The sequence below is a fragment of the Parafrankia soli genome (assembly GCF_001854695.1).
GTDB lineage: Bacteria > Actinomycetota > Actinomycetes > Frankiales > Frankiaceae > Parafrankia > Parafrankia soli.
Map to the genome: position 1 here is coordinate 14,470 of NZ_MAXA01000246.1, position 26,367 is coordinate 40,836.

The window sequence follows — 26,367 nt, forward strand, 5'->3', positions numbered from 1 at the left end:
CACCCGGCTCGCCCGGACGTGATCCCGACTGGTCAGCCCGCCGCCGCGACCTTGGCCAGGGTGGGCTTGAGCTGCTCGAGCTGCCAGGGGATGTTCAGGATGGTCGGGTTGTTGACCGCCCCCGCCGTGAAGGCGTCGACCTCCTGCGCCCGGCCGTCCACGACCGCCGGGATCCTCGTGTACAGATCGTTGGCCTTCATCTCGGTGCGCAGTTCGTCGGTCGCGAAGCCGATCATCATGAAGTCGGCGTCGAGCTCACCGATCTTCTCCAAGCTCAGCGCGCGGTCGACGACGCTCGCGGTGACCCGCGGCGACAGATTCATCCCGAGCTGGTCGTAGAGCTGGACGGAGATCGTCTTCGGGTCGTCGATCACGGCGAGCCCGTTGGACTCGTAGTAGTAGCTGTAGCTGAAAGTCTTGCCCGCCAGCCCGGACAGCTCCGCGGCCGTGTCGGAGACGATCTTCTCGGTGGCTTCGATCGCCTTCGCGACGTCGGCCTCACGACCGACCGCCCTCCCGATCAACGTGCTCACGTCCTGCCAGGTCGAGATACCGGCGTCGGTCTCGTAGGCGACGGTCGGCGCGATCTCGCCGAGGCGGTCGTAGTAGTCCGCCAGCCCGTAGAAGTTCGTCGCGAGGATCAGGTCGGGATCGAGTGCGGCGATCTGCTCGAGGTTGAGGTCGCCACTGGTGTCGAGCGCCGTGCTGTCGGCGAGGTCGATCCTGCCCTCGAGCCAGGGGAAGTCCCCGTCCGGCTTGTAGGGGTTCTGACCGTAGGCGATCGGCGTGATTCCGAGCGTCGCGAGCGTGTCCTCCTCGTAGCTCAGCGCGATGATCTTCTTCGGTTCCGCGGAAATGGTCGTCGATCCGAACGCGTGCTTGATCGTGACCGGGAACCCGGCCGCCGCCGCGGTGCCCCCCTCCTGGGACGCGACCCCGTCGTCATCGCTGCCGCAGGCCACGATTCCGACCATGACGGCCGCCGCGACGCATATCGCCGCGAGCGATTTTCTTATACCCCGCACCGCAACATCAACCTTCCGTAACTAGTTATGCAGCGAAATCGCTGCCTGGCTGGATTTTGGTCGGATTAACCAAAAATTCGTTGCGGCAAATTCGATGCGACAGGGACGGGGCCGTCGATTTGCCGCGGGCGCGATGTCCGCGAGCGGGTCAGCGCAGGTGCCGGGCCCGCGCGGCGAGCGCGGCCAGGGCACGCGTCCACGCCGTGGCGAGATCACTGACCGCGGATGCCGGGAGCCCGCCGGCGCCGGACGTCCACCGGGTGACCAGCCGCAGGCCGCCGGGCAGGTCGAGCGCCCGGATGATCACCGTGAGCGGGAAGGGGTCGGCGCGCTCGGAGTTCCAGCCGGCGAGGAGACCCTCGTTCTCGCGCGCGACATCCCAGTCAGCCGGCTCGGGCCGCGACCACCTGCCCTCGTAGTTCAGGTAGACCGCCGGCTGGCCGGCGCGGGCGAGGACCGGCGCCGTGCGCGGGTTCAGATGGCGCAGCAGGCCGTAGCCGCTCCCGCCCCGAGGGGTCTCGGCCTTGCGCCGGTGGACGGCGGCGACCGCGGCGTCCAGCGCCGCGCCGGCCGCCGGGTCGCCGAGGTCGACCGGCCGCTGATCCAGGCAGAGCGGGTGGACGTCGGCGAACCACCCCACAGTGCGGGTCAGGTCCGCCTCGTCCGCCTCCGGGTCGACGCGGCCATGGCTCTGCAGGGCGACCACGAGCCCGACGGCCTGCGTGCCCTCCCACCGGCGGCGGCAGTCGGCCACCGCCAGCGCCAGCGCGGCGAGCAGGATCTCGTCGACCCCGACGCCCCAGACGGCGGGCGCGACCACCAGCACGTCGCCGGCCCAGGTCTCGGGAATCGTCGCGGCGAGCCGACTGTCCTCCCCCGTCGCGAGCTCGCTGGGCGCACCGGCCGGGCGAGGTAGCGGCGCGCCGCCCTCGACGGTCCGGAGCCAGTACGCCAGCTCCGCCTCCCGCTCGGGTCGCAGGGCCTGCTCGGTGACACCCAGCGCCCACCGCCGGTAGGACGTCGGCACCGGCGCGAGGGCCGGTACGCCGCCTCCGGTCAGGACGTTCCAGGCCGCGGCGAGATCGTCCAGGATGATCCGCCAGGACACCCCGTCGATCACCAGGTGGTGCACGAGGACCAGCAGCCGGCCCGGACTGCTGCGCCCGGCGTCAAACCAGACGACGCGGACCATCGCGCCGGCGTCGGGGTCGAGCTCCCGGTTGGCGCCCAGCGCCTCGGCGGCGAGCGTCCGGTCGAGGTCGTCGTCCGCGCCCACCTCCACCCGGCGCAGCCACGAGCCGACACCGGCCGGGCCAGGCGGGGGCACGTCGAGGTACCACGCCTCACCGCCGTCGGCGCTGGTCGCCGGCAGGCCGTCGGGGACGGTGCCGGTGGCCGCACGCACCAGCCGAGCTCGCAGGATCTCGTGCCGCTCCGCCACCGCGGCCAGGACGGCCCGCAGCGCCGGCAGGGTGACCGAGGCCGGGACGTGCAGCAGCATGGGCGAGGAGAAACCGTCCACACCGCCGCCGGCGGCCCGCAGCGCGAGCAGCGGCGGGGTCGGCGGCACCACACCGACGCCGTCCACAGCCGTAGCTACGGCACCGGCCGTGGCGACGGCACGAGGAAGCGGCCCGGCCCCGGTCGTGGTGACCGTGCCCGGGAGCGCCCCGGCCCCGGTGAGCGCCGCCGCGAGCTCGGCCGGCGTCCGGTGCCGGAACACCTGGGCCGGCCGGACCACGAACCCGTCGGCCCGCAGCCGGCTGACGAGCCGCATCGAGATGATGCTGTCGCCGCCGAGGGCGAAGAAGTCGTCGTCGACGCCGACAGCGGGCTGCCGCCCCGCCTGTTCCTGTGCCGCTGGCCCGCGACGGCTGTCGCCCAGCCCGAGGACCTCGGCGAACAGCTCGCACAGGCGCGCCTCGGTCGCCGAGGCCGGCGCGCGGCCGGCTGCCGGGAGCGCGAACCGGGGAGGCGGCAGCGCCGCCCGGTCGAGCTTGCCGTTGGGAGTCATCGGCAGCCGTCCCGGGACGAGCACCACCGCCGCCGGCACCATGTACTCGGGCAGGTGCTCGGCCGCGTGCGCGCGCAGCGCCGCCGGGTCGGCCGCCGCCGGGTCGGCTGGCACGACGTAGGCGACGAGCTGGGGTGAGCCGGGGCGGTCCTCCCGGGCGAGCACGATCGCCTGGCGCACGCCGGGGTGGCGCATCAGCACCGACTGGACCTCGCCCGGTTCGATCCGGTGACCCCGGATCTTGATCTGGTCGTCCGACCGGCCGAGGAAGTCCAGGACCCCGCCGGGGCGCCAGCGCGCCTGGTCCCCGGTCCGGTACAGCCGGCCACCCGGCTGCCCGAACGGGTCCGCGACGAATCGCTGCGCGGTGAGACCGGCGCGCCCGAGATAACCGCGGGCCAGCCCGCGGCCACCGACGTACAGCTCACCGACCACGCCGACCCCGACCGGGTGCAGTGCCGTGTCCAGCACGTAGGCCCGTGTGTTGGGGTCGGGCACCCCGATCGGCACCGAGCCCGACCAGTCCGGGTCCGCCGGCCACAGGGTGGAGTTGACCGTCGCCTCCGTCAGGCCGTAGGCGGCGACCACGCGCAGGTCGCGCGACCAGCGCCGCACCGTCTCGATCGGCACGGTCTCGGTGCCCACCACCAGCACCGCGCCGGCCGGCAGCTCGCAGTCCGCCGGCAGGGCGGCGACCAGGGACGGCGGGAGGATCATGTGCGTCGCGCCGTGGTGGGCGAGGTAGTCAGTGAGTTCCGGCCCGGCGACGCGGCGCTCGGCGGGCACGATGATCGCCCGGCCACCGACGCACAGCGCCATGCACAGGTCGAAGACCGCGACGTCGAAACCGACCGAGGCGAACTGCACGACACGCGAGTTCTCGTCCACGCCCAGCCGGTCGACCGCGGTAGCGACGAGACTGCCCACCCCCTCGTGCGTGACGACGACGCCCTTCGGACGCCCAGTGGAGCCCGAGGTGTAGATGACATACGCGGCGCCGTCGAGGCCGGCCGCCCTCAGCGCACCGACGCTCGGCCTGGTGGGCTCGCGCGCGGCCAGCTCGGCCATCGTCGCGGGCTCGTCGAGCAGTACGAGATCCGGCCCGGACTCGGCCCAGCCCAGCGCACCGAGCGCCATCAGCTCCTCGGCGTGGCCACGGGTGGAGACCAGCAGCCGGGCATCCGCATCCTCGATCATGAAGGTGACGCGGTCGGCGGGATGGTCGAGGTCGAGCGGCAGGTAGGCCGCACCCGCCTTCATCACGCCCAGCAACGCCACGACCAGGTCGACTGAACGCGGCACCGCGACAGCGACCACGTCCTCAGGTCCGGTGCCGCGGTCCGCCAACAGGCGGGCCAGCCGGTTCGCCCGCGCGTCCAGCTCGGCGTAGGTCAGCTCGACGTCCTCGCAGACCACCGCCACCGACTCCGGTGACCGGTCGACCCGCGCCTCGAAGGCGGCGGGCCAGGTCAGCTCGACGACGTCCCGGTGGGTGCGGTTGAACGACGCCAGCACCAGGTCGCGCTCGGCGTCGTCGAGGACCGCCAGCTGGCTGACCCGCCGGTCCGGGTCCCGGGCGAGCTGGCCGAGGAGGTCGACCATGCGGTCGGCCAGCCGCCGCGCGGTGTCGGTGTCGAGGACGTCGCGCGCGTACTGGACGAGCAGCGTGATCTGGTTGCTCGTACTGCGGTCGACGAAGGTGACGTCGAGGTCGAACTTGACCGTGCCGGCCTCGGTGCGCAGCCACTCGGTCGGCAGGCCGAGCAGGGTGTGCTCGTCGTCGGCGAGATGGTGATAGCCGGTCATCACCTGGAACAGCGGGTTGCGCCCGGCCGAGCGGCGCGGGTTGATGGCCGCGACCACCTGCTCGAAGGGGACGTCGGAATTGTCGAACGCGGCGAGGTCGGTCTCCCGGGTCCTGGCCAGCAGCTCGGCGAACGTCGGGTCACCGGAGAGGTCCGAGCGCAGTACCAGGGTGTTGACGAAGAAACCGACCAGCCGGTCGAGCGCGATGTCGTTGCGACCGGCGATCGGCACGCCGAGCGGGACGTCGTCGCCGGCGCCGAGCCGGTGCAGCAGGGTGGCGACCGAGGCGTGGGCGAGCATCGACATGCTCGCGCCGGTCCGGGCGCACAGGGCGCGCAGCGCCGTGGCTGTGGCGGCGGGCAGCTCGCGGACCTCGCGGCCGCCGGCGCCGTCGCGCTCCACGGGCCGGGGCCGGTCCAGCGGCAGCGCGATCTCCTCAGGCAGGTTCCGCAGCGCCTGCGCCCAGTAGACGAGCTGGCCTCCCGCGACCGACCCGGGGTCGGCCGGTTCGCCCAGCAGCTCGCGCTGCCAGAGTGTGTAGTCGGCATACTGCACCGGCAGTGGCTCCCAGCCCGGCGCCCGGCCGGCCCGGCGCGCGGTGTAGGCGGCGTCGAGGTCCTCCAGGAACGGCCGGTCGGACCACTCGTCGGTCGCGATATGGTGCAGAACGATCAGGAGCACCGAGTCGGCGGGGCCGAGCCGGAACACGGCCAGCCGCAGCGGCGGGTCCGTATGCAGGTCGAACGGTTCGGCGACGGCCTGGGCAAGGAGCTCGTCCAGCCCGTCGGGTATGGCCCCGCCGGGGATGGCGTCCGCCGGGGAGCAGTCGACGGCCCGGACCTCGGGACGCGCCTGGAGGGGATCGAGGATCCGCTGGTAGCCCTCGCCGTCATGCTCCTCGACGACGGTGCGCAGCACCTCGTGGCGGGCCGAGACGTCCGCCGCGGCCGCGCTCAGCGCGTCGACGTCGATCTCACCGCGCAGCCGGATCACCAGCGGATAGTTGTAGGCGCTGGTGCCGTCCGCGAACCGGTCCACCAGCCAGAGCCGGCGCTGCGCCGGTGACAGCGCAATCCGTTCCGGCCGGTCGACCGGGACGAGCGGCGGCCGGGTCGACGCCGCCGGCCCGGTGCCGGCCGCGGATCCGACCCGGGCCGCCAGCGCGGCCACCGTCGGGGCCTCGAACAGGTCACGGATCGCCAGGTCTGCGCCGAGCGCGGCGCGGGCCCGGCTGACCAGGCGAGTGGCCAGCAGCGAGTGGCCGCCGAGCGCGAAGAAGTCATCCTCGACGCCGACCTCGGGCAGCCCGAGCACCTCGGCGTACAGCTCGCAGAGCGTGACCTCCGCCGGTGACGACGCCGGGCGCGAGGCCACCAGGGCCACGGCGGGATCGGCCGGGGGCAGGCTGGCGACGTCCAGCTTGCCGTTGGCGGTGCGCGGAATCTCGCTCAGCGTGACATAGGCGGCCGGCACCATGTAGTCGGGCAGGGCGGTGGTGAGGTCGGCGCGCAGCAGCGCCGCCAGCGCCGCGGCACCGCGGGCCGCGGTCGGGTCGTTGGCGAGTGGAGGCACGGCCTCGCCGCCCGCCGGGTCCGGCAGGTAGCCGTCCACGCGGGGGCCGGCGCCGACGTCGACCGCGCGCACGAACACCGCGTCCAACAGGCCGGGACCGGCCGCGGACAGGGTGAGGTGCTGCTCGTAGCCGAGCCGGTCGGCGAGCGCGAACAGCTCCTCGGGGTCGACCGCGTGCTCAGCGTCGACCGCGCGCTCGGGCGCGGCGGCACCGCCCGGGACGTCCCGCCCGGCGACCCGGGCCGCGAGGGCGAGCTCGCCGGCCACCCGCGCGTCGGGGATCGCCGCGACCCGCAGCATCGGCGGGCGGCGGTCACGCAGATGCGCCTCGATCGCGTCGGTACCGGCGACCGGATGCCCCCAGACCAGCACGGGGGCCTCACCGAGACGCACCGGCGGCGCGGCGGACGGGATCGGCCGCTCGGCCGACGAGACCGGCGGCTCGGGGGGCGGCTCCGGCGGCGCGGCGGGCCGGCGCAGCACGACGTCGAACCGGTGCCGGGTGAGCTCGTTGTGGAACGAGCCCCGCTTGACCCGCAGCGAGAGCTCGGCGCCGGTCTCGCTGGCGAGCGCGGTGAAGAACTCCGGCGCCAGCACCAGCTCCTTGTCGAGCCGGACCCGGCGGTCGACGGCCGGCGCGAGCCGGGCGAGGTCGGCGTCACGCAGGCCGCCCGCGGGCTCGGCGAGCCCGCCGAGACCGGACCGGCTCACCTCGATCGCGGTGTGGAAGGCCCGCAGCCTGGCGAGGTTTCGCACGTCCCCGACGAAGAGGGCGCCGCCGGGGGCGAGCAGCTCCAGCGCGGCGCGCAGCACCCCGCGCAGGTACTCGGGGCTGGGAAAGTACTGCACCACCGAGTTGATCACGATGGTGTCGAAGAGCCCGGCCGGCAGGCCGTCGGTGACGTGCGCCGGCTGGCAGCGCAGCTCCAGGCCGGCGAAGCGGGGGTCACCGGCGGTCTCGGCCCGGAGCTTGTCGATCACCGGGGCGGCGAAGTCCGTCCCCCAGTAGCTGTCGCACTCCGGCGCGAGCTGGCCGAGCAGCAGACCGGTGCCGACGCCGATCTCCAGGATGCGACGCGGGGCGAGCTCGCGGATGCGCTCGACGGTCGCCGCCCGCCACTGCCGCATGTGCTCCAGCGCGATGGGCTGCCCGTCGTAGCTGGAGTCCCAGCCGGCGAAGTCCTCGCGGTGCACCGCGGTCGGGATCTGCACGTACTCGTCGCTGTAGACCTGGCGCCACTCGCCGACCTGGTCGGCCTCGACGGCGGCCCGGTCGGCGGCGGTCAGCTCCGCGGGCACGACGTAGGCGACCAGCCGCCGGGTTCCCGGCGCCCCGGTGTCGTCGGCCGCGACGACGGCGGCCTGGCTGACCCGCGGATGACGGTCGAGCGCCGCGGTGATCTCCCCGAGCTCCACCCGGTAGCCGCGGATCTTGACCTGTTCGTCGGTGCGGCCGAGGAAGTCGAGGTTCCCGTCAGCGGCGCCGCGCACGACCAGGTCACCGGTGCGGTACATCCGCCCGCCGGGGACCCGCGGGTCGGCGACGAAGCGGGTGGCGGTCAGGGCGAAGCGGTCGAGGTAGCCCCGGGCCAGGCCGTCGCCGGCGATGTAGAGCTCGCCTGGGACCCCGTCGGGCACCGGGTGCAGCCAGCCGTCCAGGACGTAGGCGCGGGTGTTGCGGATGGGCCGGCCGACGGTCGGCGTCGGGCTGTCGGCGGTGCCGGCGCCCAGAGTGTTGATCGTGTACTCGGTGGGGCCGTACAGGTTGTACCCGGCGGTGTCCGCGGTGTCGCGCAGCCGGTTCCACACCGCCTCCGAGACCGCCTCGCCGCCGAGCATGACCAGCGGCGGCCGGTGCAGGCCCCCGGGCCCGCTCCCGGCTTCCGCGGTGGCGCCCACGGTCGCGGGCGGCCCCGCCGGAACGTCCTCGGCGCGGTCGAGCAGGCCGAGCTCGAACAGGTGGTGGGCGTAGGTGGGCGTCACGTTCACCACGTCCACCCGGTGGACGTCGCAGTAGGCGACGAGGGCCTCGGCGTCACGGCGCAGGTTCTCGTCGCACACATGCACCTCGTGGCCCTCGACGAGCCAGAGCAGCTCCTCCCAGGACATGTCGAAGGCGAAGGAGACGGTGTGCGCGATCCGCAGCCGGCGCCCGCCGGCCGCCGCCACCGCGGGGGCGAAGATCTCCTCGCGGTGGTTGAGCTGCATGTTGGTCAGTCCCCGGTAGGGGGTCACCACTCCCTTCGGACGCCCGGTCGACCCCGAGGTGTAGATGACGTAGGCGGGGTGGTCGAGGCGGTCGGCGCGGTCCCGGGCGAACAGCCCGAGCTCGGCGTCGGACAGCTCTCCGGCGCCGGTGGCTGCAAGCTCCGCGGCCACCGCGGGGTCGTCGAGCAGCAGTCTCGGTACCGGCTCGTCGGGCCCGGCGCCGGCGCCGTCCAGGTAGGCGGCGGTGGCATCGGTCGCCACCAGCAGCGCCGCCCCGGCGTCGGCGACCATGCCGAGCAGGCGGGCGGGCGGGTGGTCGAGCTCCAGGGGCAGGTAGGCGGCCCCGGTGCGCAGCACCGCGAACAGCGCCACCACCATGTTCACCGAGCGGCCGAGCCCCAGCGCGACGACCGTCTCCGGGCCGGCGCCGCGCGCGAGCAGCAGCCGGGCCATCCGGTTGACCCGCGCGTCCAGGTCGGCGTAGCTGACGCGCTCGTCGCCGAACACCAGCGCGGTGAGATCGGGCGTGCGGGCGACCTGCGCGGCGAGCATGTCGGCGACGGTCTCGGTGCCGACCGGGAGGAACGGCTCGGCCCACCTCGCCGCGAGCTCCGCCCGCTCGGCCGGCAGCAGCACCTCGACCGACCCGACCGGGACGGTGACGTCCCGGACCAGCTCGTCGAGCAGCCCGCGGAACCGGTCGAACAGCGCCGCAGCCCGCTGCGCGCCGACGACGTCCGGCCGGTACTCCAGGCGCATCGTGATCCGCGTGCCGGGGAACAGCACGAACGTCAGCGGGTAGTGCGTGTGGTCGATGCTGGTGCCGCCGGTGATCCCGAACCGGTCGCTGCTCTGCTCGGTGGCCACCTCGTCGATGAAGTTCTGCAGCACGTACAGCGTGTCGAACAGCTGCGTGCGGCCGCTGGCGCGCTGGATGTCGCCGAGCCCCAGGTACTCGTGGTCCATCACGTCGACCCGCTGGTCCTGGACCCGGCGGAGCAGGTCCAGCACCGACTCACGCGGGTCCAGCCGCACCCGGACGGGCACGGTGTTCAGGAACAGGCCGATCACCTCGTCGATGCCCTCGACGTCGGTGGGCCGACCGGCCACCGTGGTGCCGAACACGACGTCGCCGGAGCCGACGGCGTTGCCGAGGACGAGCGCCAGCGCGGCGTTGAACACCGTGTTGACGGTGATGCCGTGGCGGCGGGAGAGCTCCCGCACCGCGCGCGCCGTCGACTCGGCCAGCTCGGTGGTGATCCGCTCGGGCTCGATCGGCGGCAGCCCGCGGGCCTCGGGCACCACCAGCGTCGGGCCGTCGAGGTCGGCGAGCGCGGCCCGCCATGCATCCTCGGCGCCCGCGGTGTCCCGGGCCCGCAGCCAGACCAGGAAGTCGCGGTAGGAGCCGGCCGGGACGGGCAGCCCCTCGTCACCGCCGCCACGTTCGTAGAGCCCGAGGAGCTGGTCGATGACCAGGGCGCCGGACCAGCCGTCCCAGACCAGCACCTGCCGGTTGAAGACCAGCCGGTCGTGGTCGGGGCCGAGGCGCAGCAGGGTGAGCCGCCACAGCGGCGGGTTGGAGACGTCGAAGGGGCGCTCCCGGTCGCGGCGCGCCAGCAGCTCGGCCCGCTCGGCCCGTTCCGCCGCGGGCAGGCCGGTGAGGTCGATCTCCTCCAGTGGCGCGGGCAGCTCGGTGACGACGAACTGCAGCGGCGCGGGCAGCCCGTCGCCGAGGAAGCCGGCGCGCAGTGTCGGGTTGCGCCGCATGAACGTCTCGCAGGCGCGGCGCAGCCGGTCGACGTCGAAACGGTGGCCGAAGTCGAGCGCGAACTGGGCGGTGTAGGCGTCGCTGGAGCGGTCGAAGGCGGAGTGGAAGAACAGGCCCTCCTGTAGCGGCGAGAGCGGCCAGATCTCGGCGACGGGCCCCGGGCTCACCCGCTCGACCCGCGCCCGCTCGGCCGGCGACAGCTCGACCAGGTCACCGGTCGCTGCCGGGCCGGCGGCGCCGTCCGCACCGGTGACGGCGGCCGGACCAGCGGTGTCAGCCTGGGCAGCGGCGCCAGCCAGGACGGCATCGTCGGCCAGGCCGGCCAGGCCGTCGAGCGCGGCCAGCCAGGCGGTGGCCAGGGCGTCGGCCGCGGTCCGGTCGATCACCGTGGTGAGGTAGGTGAGGGTGGTCCGCAGCACGGGCCCGTCAGGCGTCTGGACGCTGACGGCGTCCACGGTCAGCGGGTAGGCGACGCCCATGGCCGGGTCGGGCTCGGCGGCGAGCGCGTCGAACTCCGGTGCCGGCGCCCAGGCGTCGGCCGCGTCTGCGCCGAACCGCCCGAGATAGTTGAACAGGACCTCCGGGTGCTCCGCCCCGGCGAGCACCGGCGCCGCGGCCGCGTTGGCGTAGCGCAGCAGCCCGAACCCGGCCCCGCCGTCGGGGATCTCGCGCAGCCGGCCCGCCACGGCCTCGAGCGTGCCCGCCAGCCCGCCGGACGCCAGCCCGCCGGAGGCCGGCAGCCGGACGGGTGAGATGGCGGTGAACCAGCCGACCGTCCGGGAGAGGTCGACCTCGGGCTCGATCGGGTCGCGGCCGTGGCGCTCGAGATCCACGAGCAGGTCGGACGATCCGTCCCAGCCCCGCTCGCGGCGCCAGCCGGTGACGGCGGCACGCAGCGCGGCAAGCAGCACCGCGGTGACGTCGGTTCCCGCCGCCGCGGGAACGGAGGTGAGCAGCGGCGCGGTGGCTCGCGCGGGCAGCTCCACGACGAGGCGGTCGGTGTCGGCGATCGTGCCGGCCGCAGCGGGGGCCGCTCCGGGAGCCGCCGCGGCCCCGCCCAGCAGCCGACCGCCCGGGGCGAGGGTCGCCGTCCAGTGCGCGAGCTCGGCGAGGCGGGCCGGGTCCTGGGCGCGTTCGGCGGTGATCCGGGCGAACGCGCGCAGCGAGGTCCCGACCGGGTCCAGGTGGGGAGCTCGCCCGGCGAGCACGGCCGCGAAGGCGGTCCGCAGGTCGGCGAGCAGGACCCGCCAGGAGACCCCGTCGACGACGAGGTGGTGTGCGACCAGCAGCAGCCGCCCGGGCTGGTCGGAGCCGGCGTCGAGCCAGCTCACCCGCAGCATCGCGCCGGCCTCGGGGTCGAGCCCGTCGGCCGTCGCGGCCGACTCGGCCGCGACGGCGGCGCGCAGGCCGGCCTCGTCGAGGCCGGCGATGTCCACCCGACGCAGCAGGTCGCCGGCACGCGCCGAACCGACCGGCAGGGTCTCCAGCAGCCACAGCGCGGGCGACAGGCGCAGCAGCCGGGCCCGCAGCGCGTCGTGCTGGTCGAGCAGGGCCTGGACGGCGTCCCGCAGCAGGTCCACGGTGGCGCCGGCCGGCGTCGAGACCAGCATGGCCTGGTTGAAACGGCGCACCGGCCCGCCCCAGCTCGCCAGCCGGGAGACGATCGGGAGCGGGGTGAACACGCCGATCGCCTCGGGATCGGCACCCAGGCCCGTTCCCGCTCCGCCAGGGCGGTCAGGCGCGGCGCCAGGTCCGGCGAATGCGGCCGGCCCGTCGGGCGCGGTGGAAACGGCGGAGGCGGCGGGCTCGGTGCGGGCCGCGAGCTTAGCCGGGGTGCGGTGGGTGAAGACGTCCCGGGGCGTGAAGCCGACCTGTTCGCGCCGGGCACGGTTGACGAGCTGGATCGCGCTGATGCTGTCGCCGCCGAGGGTGAAGAAGTCGTCGTCGACCCCCACCTCGTCCAGGCCGAGCACGCCCGCGAACACCGCGCACAGCGTTCGCTCCCGCTCGGTGCGGGCGCGGGTGCCGGTGGAGACGCTCGCCAGATCCGGCGCCGGCAGGGCGGCGCGGTCGAGCTTGCCGTTGCCGGTGAGCGGGAAGGCGTCCAGCGCCAGCACGGCAACCGGCACCATGAACTCGGGGAGCATGGCGGCGGCGTGCCGGCGCAGCTCCTCGGAGTCGACCCGGCGCCCCGGCGCGGCCACGACGTAACCGACCAGCCGCCGCTGCCCCGGCTGGTCCTCCCGGGCCAGCACCACGGCCTGCTCCACCGCCGGGTGGGTCGCGATCGCCGCCTGGATCTCGCCGAGCTCGATGCGGAAGCCTCGCACCTTGACCTGGTCGTCGGCCCGGCCGAGGTACTCGAAGCCGCCGTCGGCGGTTCGGCGGGCGAGGTCGCCGGTGCGGTACATCCGGGCACCCGGCCCGCCGAACGGGTCCGCGACGAAGCGGGTGGCGGTGAGACCGGGCCGGCCCAGGTAGCCGCGGGCGAGCTGCCCGCCGCTGACGTACAGCTCGCCGAGGCCGCCCGGCGCCACCGGCCGCAGGTGCTGGTCGAGGACGTGCACCCGCAGCCCCGGGATGGGCCCGCCGACCAGGCTGGCCCGCGCCGCCGCGACGACGGCCTCGTCCAGCCGCAGGTAGGTGACGTGCACCGTCGTCTCGGTGATGCCGTACATGTTGACGAGCACCGGGGCGTCGTCGCGGTGGCGGGCGTACCAGGCGGGCAGCCGGCCGAGGTCGAGCGCCTCGCCCCCGAACACGACGTACCGCAGCGCCAGCTCCACCGGGTCCTCCCCGCCCGCCCGGTCGGCCTCGATGAGCTGGCTGAACGCCGACGGGGTCTGGCTGAGCACGGTCACCGACTCCCGCCGGAGCAGGTCCAGGAACAGCTCCGGCGACCGCGAGACGTGGTGGTCGACGACGACCAGGCGGCCGCCGTACAGCAGCGGGCCCCACAGCTCCCAGACGGAGAAGTCGAACGACGCGGAGTGGAACATCGTCCACACGTCGGTCTCGTCGAAGCCGAACCACGGCTGGGTGTGCGCGAACAGCCTGGTGACCGTCTGGTGCGGGACGACAACGCCCTTGGGACGTCCCGTCGAGCCCGAGGTGTAGATCACGTAGGCCGCGTTCTCCGGCCGGGCCCGGCCGGCGGCGGGCAGCCGGGCCGGGGACTGCTCCGCGAGCGCGGCCACGACCGGCGGCGCGTCCAGCGCGATCATCGGCACCCGGGTGCGCGCGGGCAGGGCCGGCAGAGCCTCGGTGGAGGTCACCAGGCACACCGGTGCCGCGTCGGAAAGCATGAAGGCGAGCCGGTCGGCGGGGTAGGCGGTGTCGAGCGGCAGGTAGGCCGCGCCCGCCTTCTGCACCGCGAGCAGGGCGACGACCAGGTCGATCGAGCGCGGCAGCGCCACGGCGACGAGCGACTCCGGCTCCACCCCGCGGGTGGCCAGCAGGCGGGCGAGGCGGTTCGCGGCGGCGTCCAGCTCGGCGTAGGTCAGCCGCCGCTCGCCCCAGGTGACCGCGACGGCGTCGGGAACCCGCGCCGCCTGGGCCTCGAACAGCTCGGGAAGTGTCGTGTCGGTCGCCCACGCACCGGTCGGCTCGTCCTCCTCCGGACGGGTCGCGGCCGGGGCGGCGCCGACGGTGCCGGCGGACGCCACGGACCCGGCGGGCGCGCCGATGGCGCCGACGGGCCTGTCCGGATCTGCGATGGCCGCGGCGAGCAGGTCCAGGAGCTGGTCGGCGAGCGCGGTGACGGTAGCCCCGGAGAGCAGCTCCGGCCGGTAGCCGAAGGTGATACGCAGCCGCTCCCCCGGGATCACCCGGATCGTCAGCGGGTAGTGCGTGGCGTCGTGGCCGTCCAGGCCCTCCAGGCGCAGGCCRCTGTCCGGCCCGAGCAGGCCGGCCGGGTCGAACGGGTAGGACTCCAGCACGAACAGGGTGTCGAACAGCTCGGGYAGCCCCACGGCCGCGTGGATGTCGGTCAGGCCCAGGTGGTGGTGCTCGAGGGTCGCCGTCTGGTCGGCGCGCACCCGGTCGAGCAGGCCCACGAAGCTCTCGGCCGGGTCGAGGGTGACGCGGACGGGCACCGTCGCGAGCAGCAGTCCGATCATCTCCGCGGCGCCGGGCAGCTCCGCCGGCCGGCCGGCCACCGACGTCCCGAACACGACGTCGTCGCGCCCGACCGCGCGGCCGAGCACGACCGCCCACGCGGCGCGCAGCACGGTGTTGAGGGTGAGCCCGCGCTCGCGGACGAAGGTTCCCAGGCCGGCGGTCAGGGCGGCGTCGGCGTGACGTTCCACCGCGGCGGTCACCCCGCCGTCCACCGTGTCCCGCTGATCCACGGCCTGATCTGGAGCCTGCTCGGGGACCTGGTCCGGGGCGTGGGCCGCGGTCTGGGTCGGGGTGCTCGGGCGGGCGGTGGCCGCGGCCAGCAGCGTCGGCTCGGTGACGCCGGCCAGCGCGGCGGCCCAGGCCCGCCGGGAGGCGTCCCGGTCCCGGCCGGCCAGCCAGCGCAGGTATTCCCAGTAGGACGGCGCCGGCGGCAGCGCGGCGGCCAGCCCGTCCGCCTGTGCCTGTGACTGTGACTGTGCGAGCTCGTACCGGCGGAACAGCTCACGCAGCAGCAGCGGGACGGACCAGCCGTCGAGCACCACGTGGTGCGGGCTCAGCACGAGCCGCCAGGCGTCCGGGCCGGTGCGCAGCAGCAGGAAGCGCACCAGCGGCGGCGCCGTGAGGTCGAAGGGGGTCTGCCGGTCGGCCCGTCCCAGCCGCTCGGCCTCCGCCAGCGCCTCGGCCCGCGGCCAGCCCGCGAGGTCGACCTCCGTCCACACCTCGTCGAAGGCGGCCGGCGCGAGATCGGCCAGCACGATCTGGACGGGCGCGTCGCCGTCGTACAGGAAGGCGGTGCGCAGGTTCTCGTGCCGCTCGAACAGGGCCCGGCCCGCCGCGCGCAGGCGGGCCGGGTCGAGCCGTCCACGCAGGTCGACGACGAACTGCAGGATGTAGGCGTCGGAACCGGCCGCGCCGGGAACCGTCCCGGACCCGTCGCCGAGCAGCGAGTGGAAGACCAGGCCGGCCTGCAGCGGCGACACGGGCCGGACACCGGTCAGATCCGGGTACCGGGCCCGCCAGCGCTCCAGGTCGACGGCGCTCACCCCGGCGAGATCCGCGTCGAGGGCTGTGTCGGCGGGCGGTGGCACAGTGGCCTGTTCCGCCGCGGCGGCGAGGGACGCCGGGGTGGGGTGGCGGAAGATGTCCGGCAGCACGCAGGCCAGGCCGGCGGCGCGGGCACCGGCGACCACCTGGAACGCCAGGATGCTGTCGCCGCCGAGGTGGAAGAAGGAGTCGTCGGCGCCGACCCGCTCGATGCCCAGAACCGTCCCGAACAGATCGCAGAGCAGCGACTCGGCGGCGGTGGCCGGCGCCCGCGACCCGGCCGCCGCGGCGAAGTCCGGCCTGGGTAGCGCGCGCCGGTCAAGCTTCCCGTTCGGCGTGGTCGGCAGGGCCGCCAGCTGGACGAACGCTCCCGGCACCATGTGCTCCGGCAGGGCCGCCGCCAGGTGCTCACGCAGCAGCGCCGGGTCGACCACGGTCCCCGGCGCGGCCGGCACCACGTAGGCGACGAGGTGCCGCCCCGCCGGGCCGTCGTCCCGGGCCACCACCGCGCAGCGCGCCACCGCGGGATGCCGCCCGAGCACCGCCTCGATCTCGCCCGGCTCGATCCGGAACCCGCGCACCTTGACCTGGTCGTCAACCCGGCCGAGGACGTCCAGCTCGCCGTCGGCGGTCCAGCGCGCCAGGTCGCCGGTGCGGTAGAGCCGCCCCCCGGCGCTGAAGGGGTCGGCGACGAAGCGGGACGCGGTCAGGCCGGGCCGGCGCAGGTAGCCGTCCGCGACGCCCGCCCCGCCGATGTACAGCTCGCCGGGCATGCCGGGGGCGACCGGGGCCAGCGCGGTGTCCAGCAGGTAGACCTGGGTCGAGCGGATCGGACGGCCCACGGTCGGCCGTCCGTCGCCGGCGACCGGGCCGGCCGTCGACCAGATCGTCGTCTCGGTCGGCCCGTACAGGTTCACGACCTCGTCGGCCCGTTCGGCGAGCGTGGTCGCCACCGCCGGCGGCAGGCCCTCTCCGCCGCTGAGCACGCGCACCCCGGGGAAACGGTCGTCGCTCGCCGCCAGGATCGACTGCCACATCGAGGGGGTGGCCTGCGCGACGGTGATCCCGCCGCCCGCCAGCAGCGCCGCCAGCGCGGTCGGGTCACGGGCCTCGTCCTGGCCGGCCAGGTGGACGGTGGCGCCGGCGGTGAGCGGGGCGAGCAGTTCCAGCGCCGCGATGTCGAACGACAGCGTCGTCAGTGCCAGCACCCGGTCGCCGTCACCCAGCTGGAACTGGTCGACCATGCTGGCCAGGAAGTTCGTCAGCGCGCGGTGCGGCACCACCACGCCCTTGGGACGCCCGGTCGAGCCGGACGTGTAGATGACGTAGGCGGCGCTTCCCAGCTCCGCCGGGACCGCGGCCACGGCCGGCGGTTCGGGCACCGACCCGGGCTCGGCCCCGGACTCGGTCCCGGCGGCCGGCCCGTTGACGAGGACGACGGTGACGCCGGCGGGGATGGGCAGCGTCGCAGCGAGCTCGCGGGTGGTGATGAGCAGCGAGGGCGCGGCGTCCTCGAGGACGAGCGTGATCCGGTCGGCCGGGTACCCCGGGTCCACCGGCAGGTAGGCGGCGCCGGCGCGGGTCACCCCCGCCAGGGCCACGACGAGGTCGAGCGTGCGCGGGAGCGCCAGCGCGACGATGGTGCCCGGGCCGGCGCCCAGGCCGCGCAGCCGGTAGGCGAGCGCGTCGGCCCGTCCGACCAGCTCGCCGTAGGTCAGGGTGCCGCCGGACGTGACGACGGCGGCGTGCCCGGGAGCGCGCGCGGCGCGCCGCGCGAGCAGCTCGGCCCAGGTCGCGTCGGGGCTCGGCGCCGCGGTGTCGTTCCAGTCGACCAGCGTCCGCCGGCGCTCGGAATCGGTGAGCAGATCGACGGCGGCGAGCGGCCGCCGCGGATGGCGCGTCGCATGGTCGAGGAACGTCTCGAGGTGGCGGAGCACGGCCCCGGCCGAGCCGGCGGTGACCGCGGCGGTGAGGAACCCGGCCTCCAGATCGAGCTGGTCGGCCCCGATCTCCACGGTGACTCCCAGCGGGAACTGGGCGTCACCGGTGTGCAGCGGCCGGCGCGCGCCGCTCAGCTCGCGCGCGCCGAGGTGCTCGGCAGCGGCCGTCCGCACGGCGAACAGGGTGGTGAACACGCTCGAGACGCCGTCGGAGCGGTCCGGGTTGACCGCGCGGACGACGTCCTCCAGGTCGACGTGCTGGTGGGCGAAGGCGCCGCGGCAGGTCTCGCTGGTCCGCGCGAGCAGGTCCCGGAAGGAGTCACCGGGGCGGACCCGCACCCGCAGCGCGACCGTGTTGCCGAAATAGCCGATGAGGCGGTCGGCACCGGGCTGGTCCCGGTTGACCACGGGCGAGCCGACCACGATGTCGGTGGCCCCGGTGTGCCGGTGCAGCACCGCGGCGAAGGCCGCCAGCAACACCATGAAGGGCGTGGCGCCGTGCTCGACCGCGAACGCGCGCACCCGCCGCCCGAGCCCGGCCGCCGCCTGGTGGACGACCTGGCCGCCCGGGTCGGCCGGTTTGCCCGGGTCGGCCCCGGCGGCGGTGGCGGCCGCCACGGGCTCGCCGCCGGGGAGCCGCAGCGGCTCGGGCAGCGCGGTGAGCTGGCCGCGCCAGTAGTCCAGCGCCGCCGGGTCGGGGTCCTGCGCGTCAGCGCCCCTGGGCTGCCCGGCCACGTCGATGTACTGCGCCGTCCGCTCGTCGGCGGGCAGCGGGCCGTCGCCGGCCCGGAGGTTGTCGTAGTGGGCGAACAGCTCCCGGAAGAAGATCTCCCAGGACGCGTCGTCCCAGGCCACGTGATGGGCGACCACCACGAGGACGAACCGGTCGGCGGCGAGCCTGATCAGCGTCACCCGCAGCGGCGAGGAGCTGGTGAGGTCGAAGGGACGGCGGGCCGCGCGCCGCGCGATCTCGTCGGCGAGCCGCTCCCGGCTGGCCGAGGGCTCCCCGGAGACGTCGTGGCTCGACCACTGCGGGTCCAGCTCGGCGTGGACGACCTGCTCGGGCCGGCCACCGGCGGGCACCCGGTAGGTCGTGCGCAGGATCTCGTGACCGCGCGCGACGGCGCGCAGGGCCGCGTGCAGCGCGTCGGCGTCGACCGGACCGGTGAGGTCGAAGGCGGCGGCGACGTTGTACGCGGCGCTGGACGGGTCGAGCTGCTGCAGGAACCACATCCGGAGCTGGCCCGGGCTGAGCGGATGGCCCTGGCCTGGCACCCGCCGGCCGCGCACGGGCGGCGCCGCCGGGTCGGTGGCGGCGAGCTGTTCCGCCGCGAGGCGGCGACGGAGCAGCTCGCGCTTGCGCTCCTGGGTCTCGGGGCTGGCCACGTGTCCACTACCTCCGGATGCGACGCGGGCGAGCCGCGCGGACCCCGCCGCCCGGACAACGCCGAGGCACGACGGCGGCGGCGCGGGAGACGGGTAGAAAAATGCGATGGTCGGCGATGTTCCGACGGCGCCCGCCGGGAGGCAGGGGCGAGCGCCGTCGATGTCAGAGCGGAAGGCTCAGGGGTCCAGCCAGCTCCGCAGCTCCCGCTTGTCAATCTTTCCGACGGCGGTGAGCGGGAACTCGCCGACGACCTCGAGCCGGTCGGGGAGCATGAACCGGGCCAGGCCGCGCTCCTGCAGGTAGCTCTTGACCTGCTTGAGCCGGAGGGCCTCGCCCGGCGCGAGGACCACCACCGCGCAGACGCTCTCGCCCACGTCCGGGTCCGGCATGCCGACGACCGCCACCTGCCCGATCGCCGGATGGGTCAGCAGGTGCTCCTCCAGCTCACCCGCGGACACGTTCTCGCCACCCCGGTTGATCACGTCCTTGACCCGGCCCTCGACCACGAGGTGGCCGGTCGGGAGCTGGCGGACGAGGTCACCGGTGCGGAAGTACCCGTCGCCGTCGAAGACGGCGGAGTTGTGCTCGGCGGCCCGGTAGTACCCGCGGATCGTGTACGGCCCGCGGGTCCACAGCTCGCCCACCTCGCCCGGGACCACCCCGGCACCGGACCCGTCGAGCACCCGGACCTCGTCGGCCGCGGCCAGCGGCCGGCCCTGCGTGGTGAACACGAGCTCGTCCGGGTCGTCGAGGCGGGTGTAGTTCAGCAGGCCCTCGGCCATGCCGAAGACCTGCTGGACCTTCGCCCCGAGGGTCGGCGTGATCCGCCGCGCCAGGCCCTCGTCGAGCTTGGCGCCGCCCACCTGGACCAGCCGCAGGCTCGTCGTGTCCGGCCCCTCCCACCCGGCCGCCTCGACCCACAGCCGGGCCAGCGGGGGGACGAGCGCGGTGACGGTGACCCGCTCGCGGGCGACCAGGTCGAAGGCGACGTCCGGACTCGGGGAGGGAGCCATCACGACCGTCGCCCCGACGCCGAACGCGCCGAGCAGCCCCGGGCAGGCCAGCGGGAAGTTGTGGGCGGCGGGCAGCGCGACGAGGTACACGTCGTCCGCCGTCAGCCCGCAGACGTCCGCGCTGGCGCGGGCGTTGTAGGCGTAGTCGCGATGGGTGCGCGGGATCAGCTTCGGCTTGCCGGTGGTGCCGCCGGAGATCAGCAGCACCGCGATACCGCCCGGATCCGGTCGCTCGGCGCCGAGATCCGGGCCCGCCCCGCCGCTACCGGCGTCGTCGGTAGCGGAGCCGGCCGCGGTGACGGAGACAACACCGCCGGCCGCCCCGGTCCGTGCGCCGCCGCCGAGCCGGGCGGCGCGCCCGGCCGTGGCGAGCGCCGACAGCGCGGTGAACGGCCCGGGCTCACCGGCCACCAGGACGTGGCGCACGGCGGGAACCGCCTCGGTGACCTCCCGGGCCAGCTCCCGGTAGTCGAAGCCCTCGTGCCGGTCGGCGATCACATAGCCGACCGCGCCGGAGAGCCGCGTGAGGTGCTCGATCTCGACCCTGCGGTGGGCGGGCAGCGAGAGGACGCCGATCGCGCCCCGGCGCAGCAGCGCGAACAACACGGTCACGAACTCGGCGCGGTTGGGCAGGTGCACCACCACGTGGTCACCGGGACCGATGCCGATGGTGGCCAGCCCGGCAGCGAGATCGTCCACGGCCGCGTCCAGCTCGGCGTAGCTGATCCGGTCGGGTCCCGAGACGAGCGCCGTCGCCGGCCCGAAGCGGCGCGCCCACTCCCGCAGCAGGTCACCCAGGGTCTGGTCGCCCCAGTACCCCCCGTCCCGGTAGCGCCGCTCGAGCTCCGCCGGCCAGCGTGTCCAGCCCTCGTCCACCGGCGCCGGCGCCGGGGCGGTCACGACGCACCGCCGGAGTCGGCGGGGAGCGTGTCCGGGTCGACCAGCTCGGCCGCGACCTCGTCGTCCGACATCGCCGCGATCTCCAGCGCGATCGCGGCGACCCGTTCCGCCCGGCCGGGGACGGTGTCGGCGGCGCGGATCCGCTCGGCGAGCGCGGCGACGGTCGGCGCCCCGAACACCGAGCGCACTGTGACGGCGGTGGTGTCCAGCTCGTCGCGCAGCCGCGTGACGAGCGCGGTGGCGAGGACGGAGTCACCACCCAACGCGAAGAACTCGTCGGTGATCCCGAACTCGGCCACCCCGAGCACCTCGCGCCAGACGTTGTGCACGACCCGCTCCAGGTCGGTGCGCGGCGGTGCGTGGTCGGTCGCCCGGCCGGCCACCGCCTGTTCGACGGCAGCCGTCACCGCCCGGCGGTCGATCTTCCCGTTGGCGGTGAGCGGCAGGCTGTCGAGCGCGACCACCAGGTCCGGGACCATGTGCGGCGGCAGCGCGCGGCGCAGCCCCTCGCGCACGGCGCCGGCGATGCCCGCGCCGTCGCCGGAGCTCTCGCCGCCGCCGGCCCCGCCGCCGTCGGCCTCGCCCGTGGCGGGGGTGGCCGGCACGACGCCGCCGCCGAGCACGGCGGACCGCCCGGACGCGCCGCGCACGAGCACCGCCACCCCCACCCGGACCTCCGGCAGCGCGGTCAAGGCTGCCTCCACCTCGCCCAGCTCGACCCGGAAGCCGCGGATCTTCACCTGGTCGTCGCGCCGGCCGAGGAAGTCCACCGTGCCGTCCGGCAGGTACCGGGCGATGTCACCCGTCCGGTACCACCGGGTTCCGGTGTGCTCGACGAAGCGGTCCGCGGTGCGCTCGGGATCGCCCAGGTAGCCGCGGGCGACGCCGTCACCGCCGATCCAGAGCTCCCCGGCCACGTGGTCGGGGCAGTCGCGGCCGAGCGGGTCGACCACCCGCAGCCGGACGTTGCGCAGCGGCGTCCCGTAGGGGACCGAGCGCCACTGCGGCGGCAGCGGGGACGTCCCCTCCACCTCGCAGATCGTCGAGTGGATGGCCGTCTCAGTCGTGCCGCCCAGGCCCAGGAACCGGCAGCCCGGCACCGCCGCGGCGAGCCGGCCCGGCAGGTCCACGCCCACCTTGTCGCCGCCGAGCAGGACCGCCCGCAGGCTGTCCCCGAGCGCCACCCCGGCGGAGAGGACGAGGTCCAGCACCGTGGGGACGCAGTTGATGACGGTCACGCGGTGGTCGCGGATCAGCTCCGCCCACCGGCTGGCCTCCCGGCGGGAGTCCTCGTCGACGAGCACCACGGCGCCGCCGGCCGACAGCGGGGCGAAGATGTCGAACACCGAGAGGTCGAAGTCCAGCGCCGACACGGCGAGCGTCCGGTCGTCGGTGCCCAGGCCCAGCCGTTCGATCAGGTCGGCGATCGTGTTCATCGCCGCCCGGTGCCCGACCTCCACGCCCTTGGGCTGACCGGTCGATCCGGAGGTGAAGAGCACGTAGGCCGGCCGGTCCAGCCCCCCGAGCTCGCCGGGCGCGGCTAGATCCGGTACCGGCGCCGGCTCGGCGGGCTGGTCCGGCGCCAGCTGGACGACCCCGGCGGGCACGCCGTCCCGGGGCGACTCGGTAATAAGCACCCCGAACCCGGCGGCGGCCGCGATCCGCTCCACCCGGGCGGCGGGTTGCTCGATGCCGACCGGCACGTACGTCGCGCCCGCCGCCAGGACGCCGAGGACGGCGACCACCTGGGACGGCCCCTTGGGCAGGCTGACTCCGACCAGGTCGCCGCGGCGCACGCCGTGGGCGGCCAGCGCGCCGGCCAGCCCCAGCGCCCGGCGCCGCAGCTCGCCGTAGGCCAGCGAGCCCGGGCCGCCGGCGGTGTCCCACAGCAGCGCGGGGGCGTCGGGGGCCAGCACGGCGTTCTCGAAGAACCCCTCGTGCAGCAGCCGGGTCGGCACCGGCCCGGCGGTGTCGTTGGCCGCGGCGCGGATGGCACGGGCCGGTTCCGGCACCAGGCCGTCGACCGCCGTGTCCCAGGTGCCCGCGGTGTCGGCGAGGCCGCGCACCAGCCGTTCGAAGGCGCCGAACATCGCGTCGACCACGCCCGGGGCGAACTCGCCGTCGCGGACGTCCCAGTTGACGAGCAGGCCGCCGTCCAGCTCGGTGACCTGCGCGTCCAGGAGCACCTGGGGGCCCTGCGAGATGATCCACACCGGGTCGCCGAAGTGCTGGCGGACCCCGGGGCCGAACAGCTCTCCGAGCCCGAGCGCGCTGGTGAACACCACGGGCGCCAGCACCTGCTCGCCGGTGCGGCGGGTCAGGTCGCGCAGCACCTCCACACCGGAGTAGTCCGCGTGCGCCGCGTCGGCGTGCAGCCGGGCCTGGACCTGGCGCACCCGGGTCGCGAACGGCTGCGGCTCGGCCAGGTCGACCTCGAGCAGCACCGAGCTCGTGAAGTCCCCGACCACCTGGTTGACGTCCGCGTGCACCTGGTCGCGGTCGAACATCGGCACGTTGAGGACGAACCGGGACTCGGTGCTCCACCCGGCGAGCACCTCGGCGAACGCGGTCGCCACCGCCATCGCCGGGGTGACGCCCCGGCTGTGGGCGGCGCGCTGCAACGCCTGGCGCGCCGACGGCCCCAGGACGAAGTGACGCCGCGTCACCCGCGGCGGCTCGCCGGTGGAGCCGGTAGCGCCCGCCGTGCTCGCGGCGCCGGCGCTCCCGGCGGTGCCCGCGTCGTCGGGCGAGGCCAGGCGGGGCAGGCCGGGCGCGCCGGGCAGGCCCGGCAGCCGGCCCTGCCACCACTCCGCGGCCGCGCGTGCCGCCGCGCGCCTGGCCGGGCCCCGCGCGGCGCGGTACTCGCGGAAGGTGTAGCCCAGCGGCGGGTGCGCCTCGCCGGGACGGTCGTAGAACCGCGCGAGGTCGTTGAGCAGCACCCGGTAGCTGACGGCGTCCGCCGCGACCATGTCGACGTCCAGGTGGAGCCTGGTCCGGCCCTCCGGCAGCAGGCTCAGCGCGGTGGCGAACACCTCGCCGTGCTCGATGTCCAGCATCTGGTGCGACATCCGGTCCCGCACGGCGGCGAGCCGGGCCTGGGTCTCGGCCTGGCCGAGCTCGCGCAGGTCGTGCACGGTGAGACCGCGCCAGCCCGAGGTCGCCTCGACGACCTGGCTCCCGTTGTCCGTGATCCGCACGCGCAGCATGTCGTGCCGTGCGACGAGCGCCTCGATCGCCGTGCGCAGCCGGTCGACGTCGACTCCCGCGCCGTCGAACTCGGTGTAGAGGTGCGCCGCGACCTCGCCGAGCGGCTGCCCGCCGTCCCGGCCGACCCAGTAGGCATGCTGCATGAGCGCGAGCGGGAAGTCACCGGCCTCCGCGCCGTCGTCCGCGGTGGAGATCGACAGGTCGTCGGACGGCTCCGAGGCCAGGTCCAGCCCGGACCCGGCGGATGCCCCGAATGCCCCGAATGCCCCGGACGACTCGGCCGCCTCTGACGCCTCGGCGCCCGCCGGCGCCGCGGCCGTACCGGGCGCCGGATCGGCGCCGTCTCCCGGCTGGCCGCCGGCCCGCTGGCCGCCGTCGCGTCCCGCGAGGCCCAGCGCGCCGCCGGACGCCGCGGCGTCACCCACGCCGGCGGGCTCGGCAGGCGCCCGCATCGACAGGAGCTTGCACCAGCCGTCGACGGTCGGATTCTCCGCGAGCTCGGCGAACGAGACCGCCATCCCGGCCCGGCGCCAGCGGCCGACGGCCTTCATCAGGGCGATGGACTCCAGGCCCAGCTCGAACAGGTTCGCCTCGTTGCCGATCGCCGACGGATCCTCGTCGATCAGCTCGGCCACGATGCGGCGGACATCCTCGAGCTGGTACCCGGGGGTGCCCGCCCGCGCGGCGGGAACAGCCGGGGCGTCCGGCGCGGCGGGCGCCGCGACCAGGAAACGGCTGACGCTGCGCAGCTTCTCCCGGGTCTCCTCCGCCTCGCGGTCGGGGTCGGAGTGGCCGACGATGCCGGCCCCGGCGCGCAGCCAGGTCCGGCCGTCCTGCTGGAACACCGTGCGCAGCACCAGCGCCGCGTCGAGCCCGCCGTCGGAGTCAGCGATCAGCACCGCGCCGCTGTACAGGCCGCGGAGCTCCCCCTCGTAGTCGCCGATCACCGCGCACGCGACCGGCTTGGGCACGCCGGAGGCGGTGATGGAGGGGAAGACCGCGCCCAGTGCGTCCCAGGCGTCGCGGCCGGCGGCGAGCCGGCCGGCCACCCGCGAGGCAAGGTGCTGGACGCTGCCGCGGGGCAGCACGTTCATGAACTGGTCCACGACCACCGACCCGGGCCGGCAGACCTGGAGCAGCTCGTCCTGGCAGGCCTGTACGGAGACAGCGTGCTCGTAGATCTCCTTGGGATCGGAGAGCAGCACCTCGCGCAGATCGCGGTCGACGGCGGGATCGCCGGTCAGCGCCCGGGTGCCGGCCAGCGGCTGGGTCGACACCAGGCCGTCCGCGGACACCTCGACGACGGTCTCCGGGCTGAACCCGGTGGCCCGCAGGTGGCCCGTGTCCACGATGAACGACCGCGCCGGGTTGTTCCCGGCCCGGCCGACCTCGTAGGTGGCCACCAGGTCGACGTCGCCCGCCACGGGCACGACGCGGGAGAGGATCACCTTGCGCAGTCGTTCGGCGCGGATGTCGGCGACGGCCGCCGCGACGATCCGGCGGTACTCGTCGACCCCGTGCTCGAGGTCGACGACGGCGCGCGGGGCGCTGGCCGCCGGCGGGCCCGACACGGCGGCGAGCAGCTCGGCCAGCTCCGCCAGATCGGCGGTGTCGACGGCGCGCAGGACGGCGACCCCGTCGATCAGCCGCACCTCCCGCCTTGGCACGATCACGTGCAGCAGCGGATCGTCGCCGGCCGGCACCGGCTGGCCCTGCAGGAGCAGGCTGAGCTCGAACGCCGCCCAGCCGTAGGCCCGCCACCCGGTCGCCTCGAGGCCGCCGAGGACGTCCGCGACCTGGCGCAGCGGGGTGGCTCCGGCCGGCTCGGACCGCCAGTCGCCGCTGCCCGTCCGGTGCCTCACCTCGGTGGCGCTCAGCACGACCTCGGCGAGCACCCCCGAGCCGCAGGACCACTCTCCGTCGCGCTCGTAGAGCACGAACGGCGCGGCCAGCCCGCGCACGAGACCCGCGGCGGCGGCCTGCGGCGACTGGTCGAGCGGGACCGACCTGCTGCGGTAACTCCCTTGCGCTCTCACCGCGACGCGGAGACGTCGGAGCCGGCCGCGTCCTTCTCCATCTGCTCAACCAGGCTGCGGGGACGCAGATCGGTCCAGTTGGCCTCGACGTAGTCGAGGCACGACTGACGGGTCTCCTCGCCGTGGACGACGGTCCAGCCCGCCGGCACCGCGGCGAAACTCGGCCACAGCGAGTGCTGACCCTCCGAGTTCACCAGGACGAAAAAGGTGCCGTTCTCGTCGTCGAAGGGATTCGTCGACATGACTGCCGTCTCCTCGGGTCGCGCCTACAGGTAAGGCCCACCTAAGCGGCGGTTAAGTAAGGCTAGCCTAACTCCTGTCGCTTTGT

The 26,367-nt window shown here is 75.1% G+C and carries 5 protein-coding genes; all 5 read right to left on the bottom strand.

The features are described 5' to 3' along the window. Positions 1-32 precede the first annotated feature (32 nt). The 5 genes from BBK14_RS27060 to BBK14_RS27080 all read right to left on the bottom strand — a co-directional run bounded on the left by BBK14_RS27060 (position 33) and on the right by BBK14_RS27080 (position 26,281). Positions 33-1,025 (bottom strand): ABC transporter substrate-binding protein, encoded by a 993-nt coding sequence (locus tag BBK14_RS27060; RefSeq protein WP_071066065.1) that lies wholly within the window; start codon positions 1,023-1,025, stop codon positions 33-35. Positions 1,026-1,173: 148 nt separating this feature from the next. Further along, complete coding sequence (locus BBK14_RS27065; protein WP_420849199.1) at positions 1,174-18,729, bottom strand: amino acid adenylation domain-containing protein; 17,556 nt, start codon at positions 18,727-18,729, stop codon at positions 1,174-1,176. A 330-nt stretch (positions 18,730-19,059) separates the two neighbouring features. Next, entirely contained in the window at positions 19,060-20,796 is a 1,737-nt protein-coding gene (locus BBK14_RS27070) for a (2,3-dihydroxybenzoyl)adenylate synthase (protein ID WP_071066067.1), read from the bottom strand. After that, positions 20,793-26,039: a salicylate synthase gene (locus BBK14_RS35970; protein WP_083391283.1), complete on the bottom strand. Its 5,247-nt coding sequence runs from the start codon at positions 26,037-26,039 to the stop codon at positions 20,793-20,795. Before BBK14_RS35970 ends, BBK14_RS27070 begins: the two co-directional genes overlap by 4 nt. Further along, on the bottom strand, positions 26,036-26,281 hold the full coding sequence (locus BBK14_RS27080; protein ID WP_020463386.1) for an MbtH family protein: 246 nt from the start codon (positions 26,279-26,281) through the stop codon (positions 26,036-26,038). Before BBK14_RS27080 ends, BBK14_RS35970 begins: the two co-directional genes overlap by 4 nt. Positions 26,282-26,367: the final 86 nt, after the last annotated feature.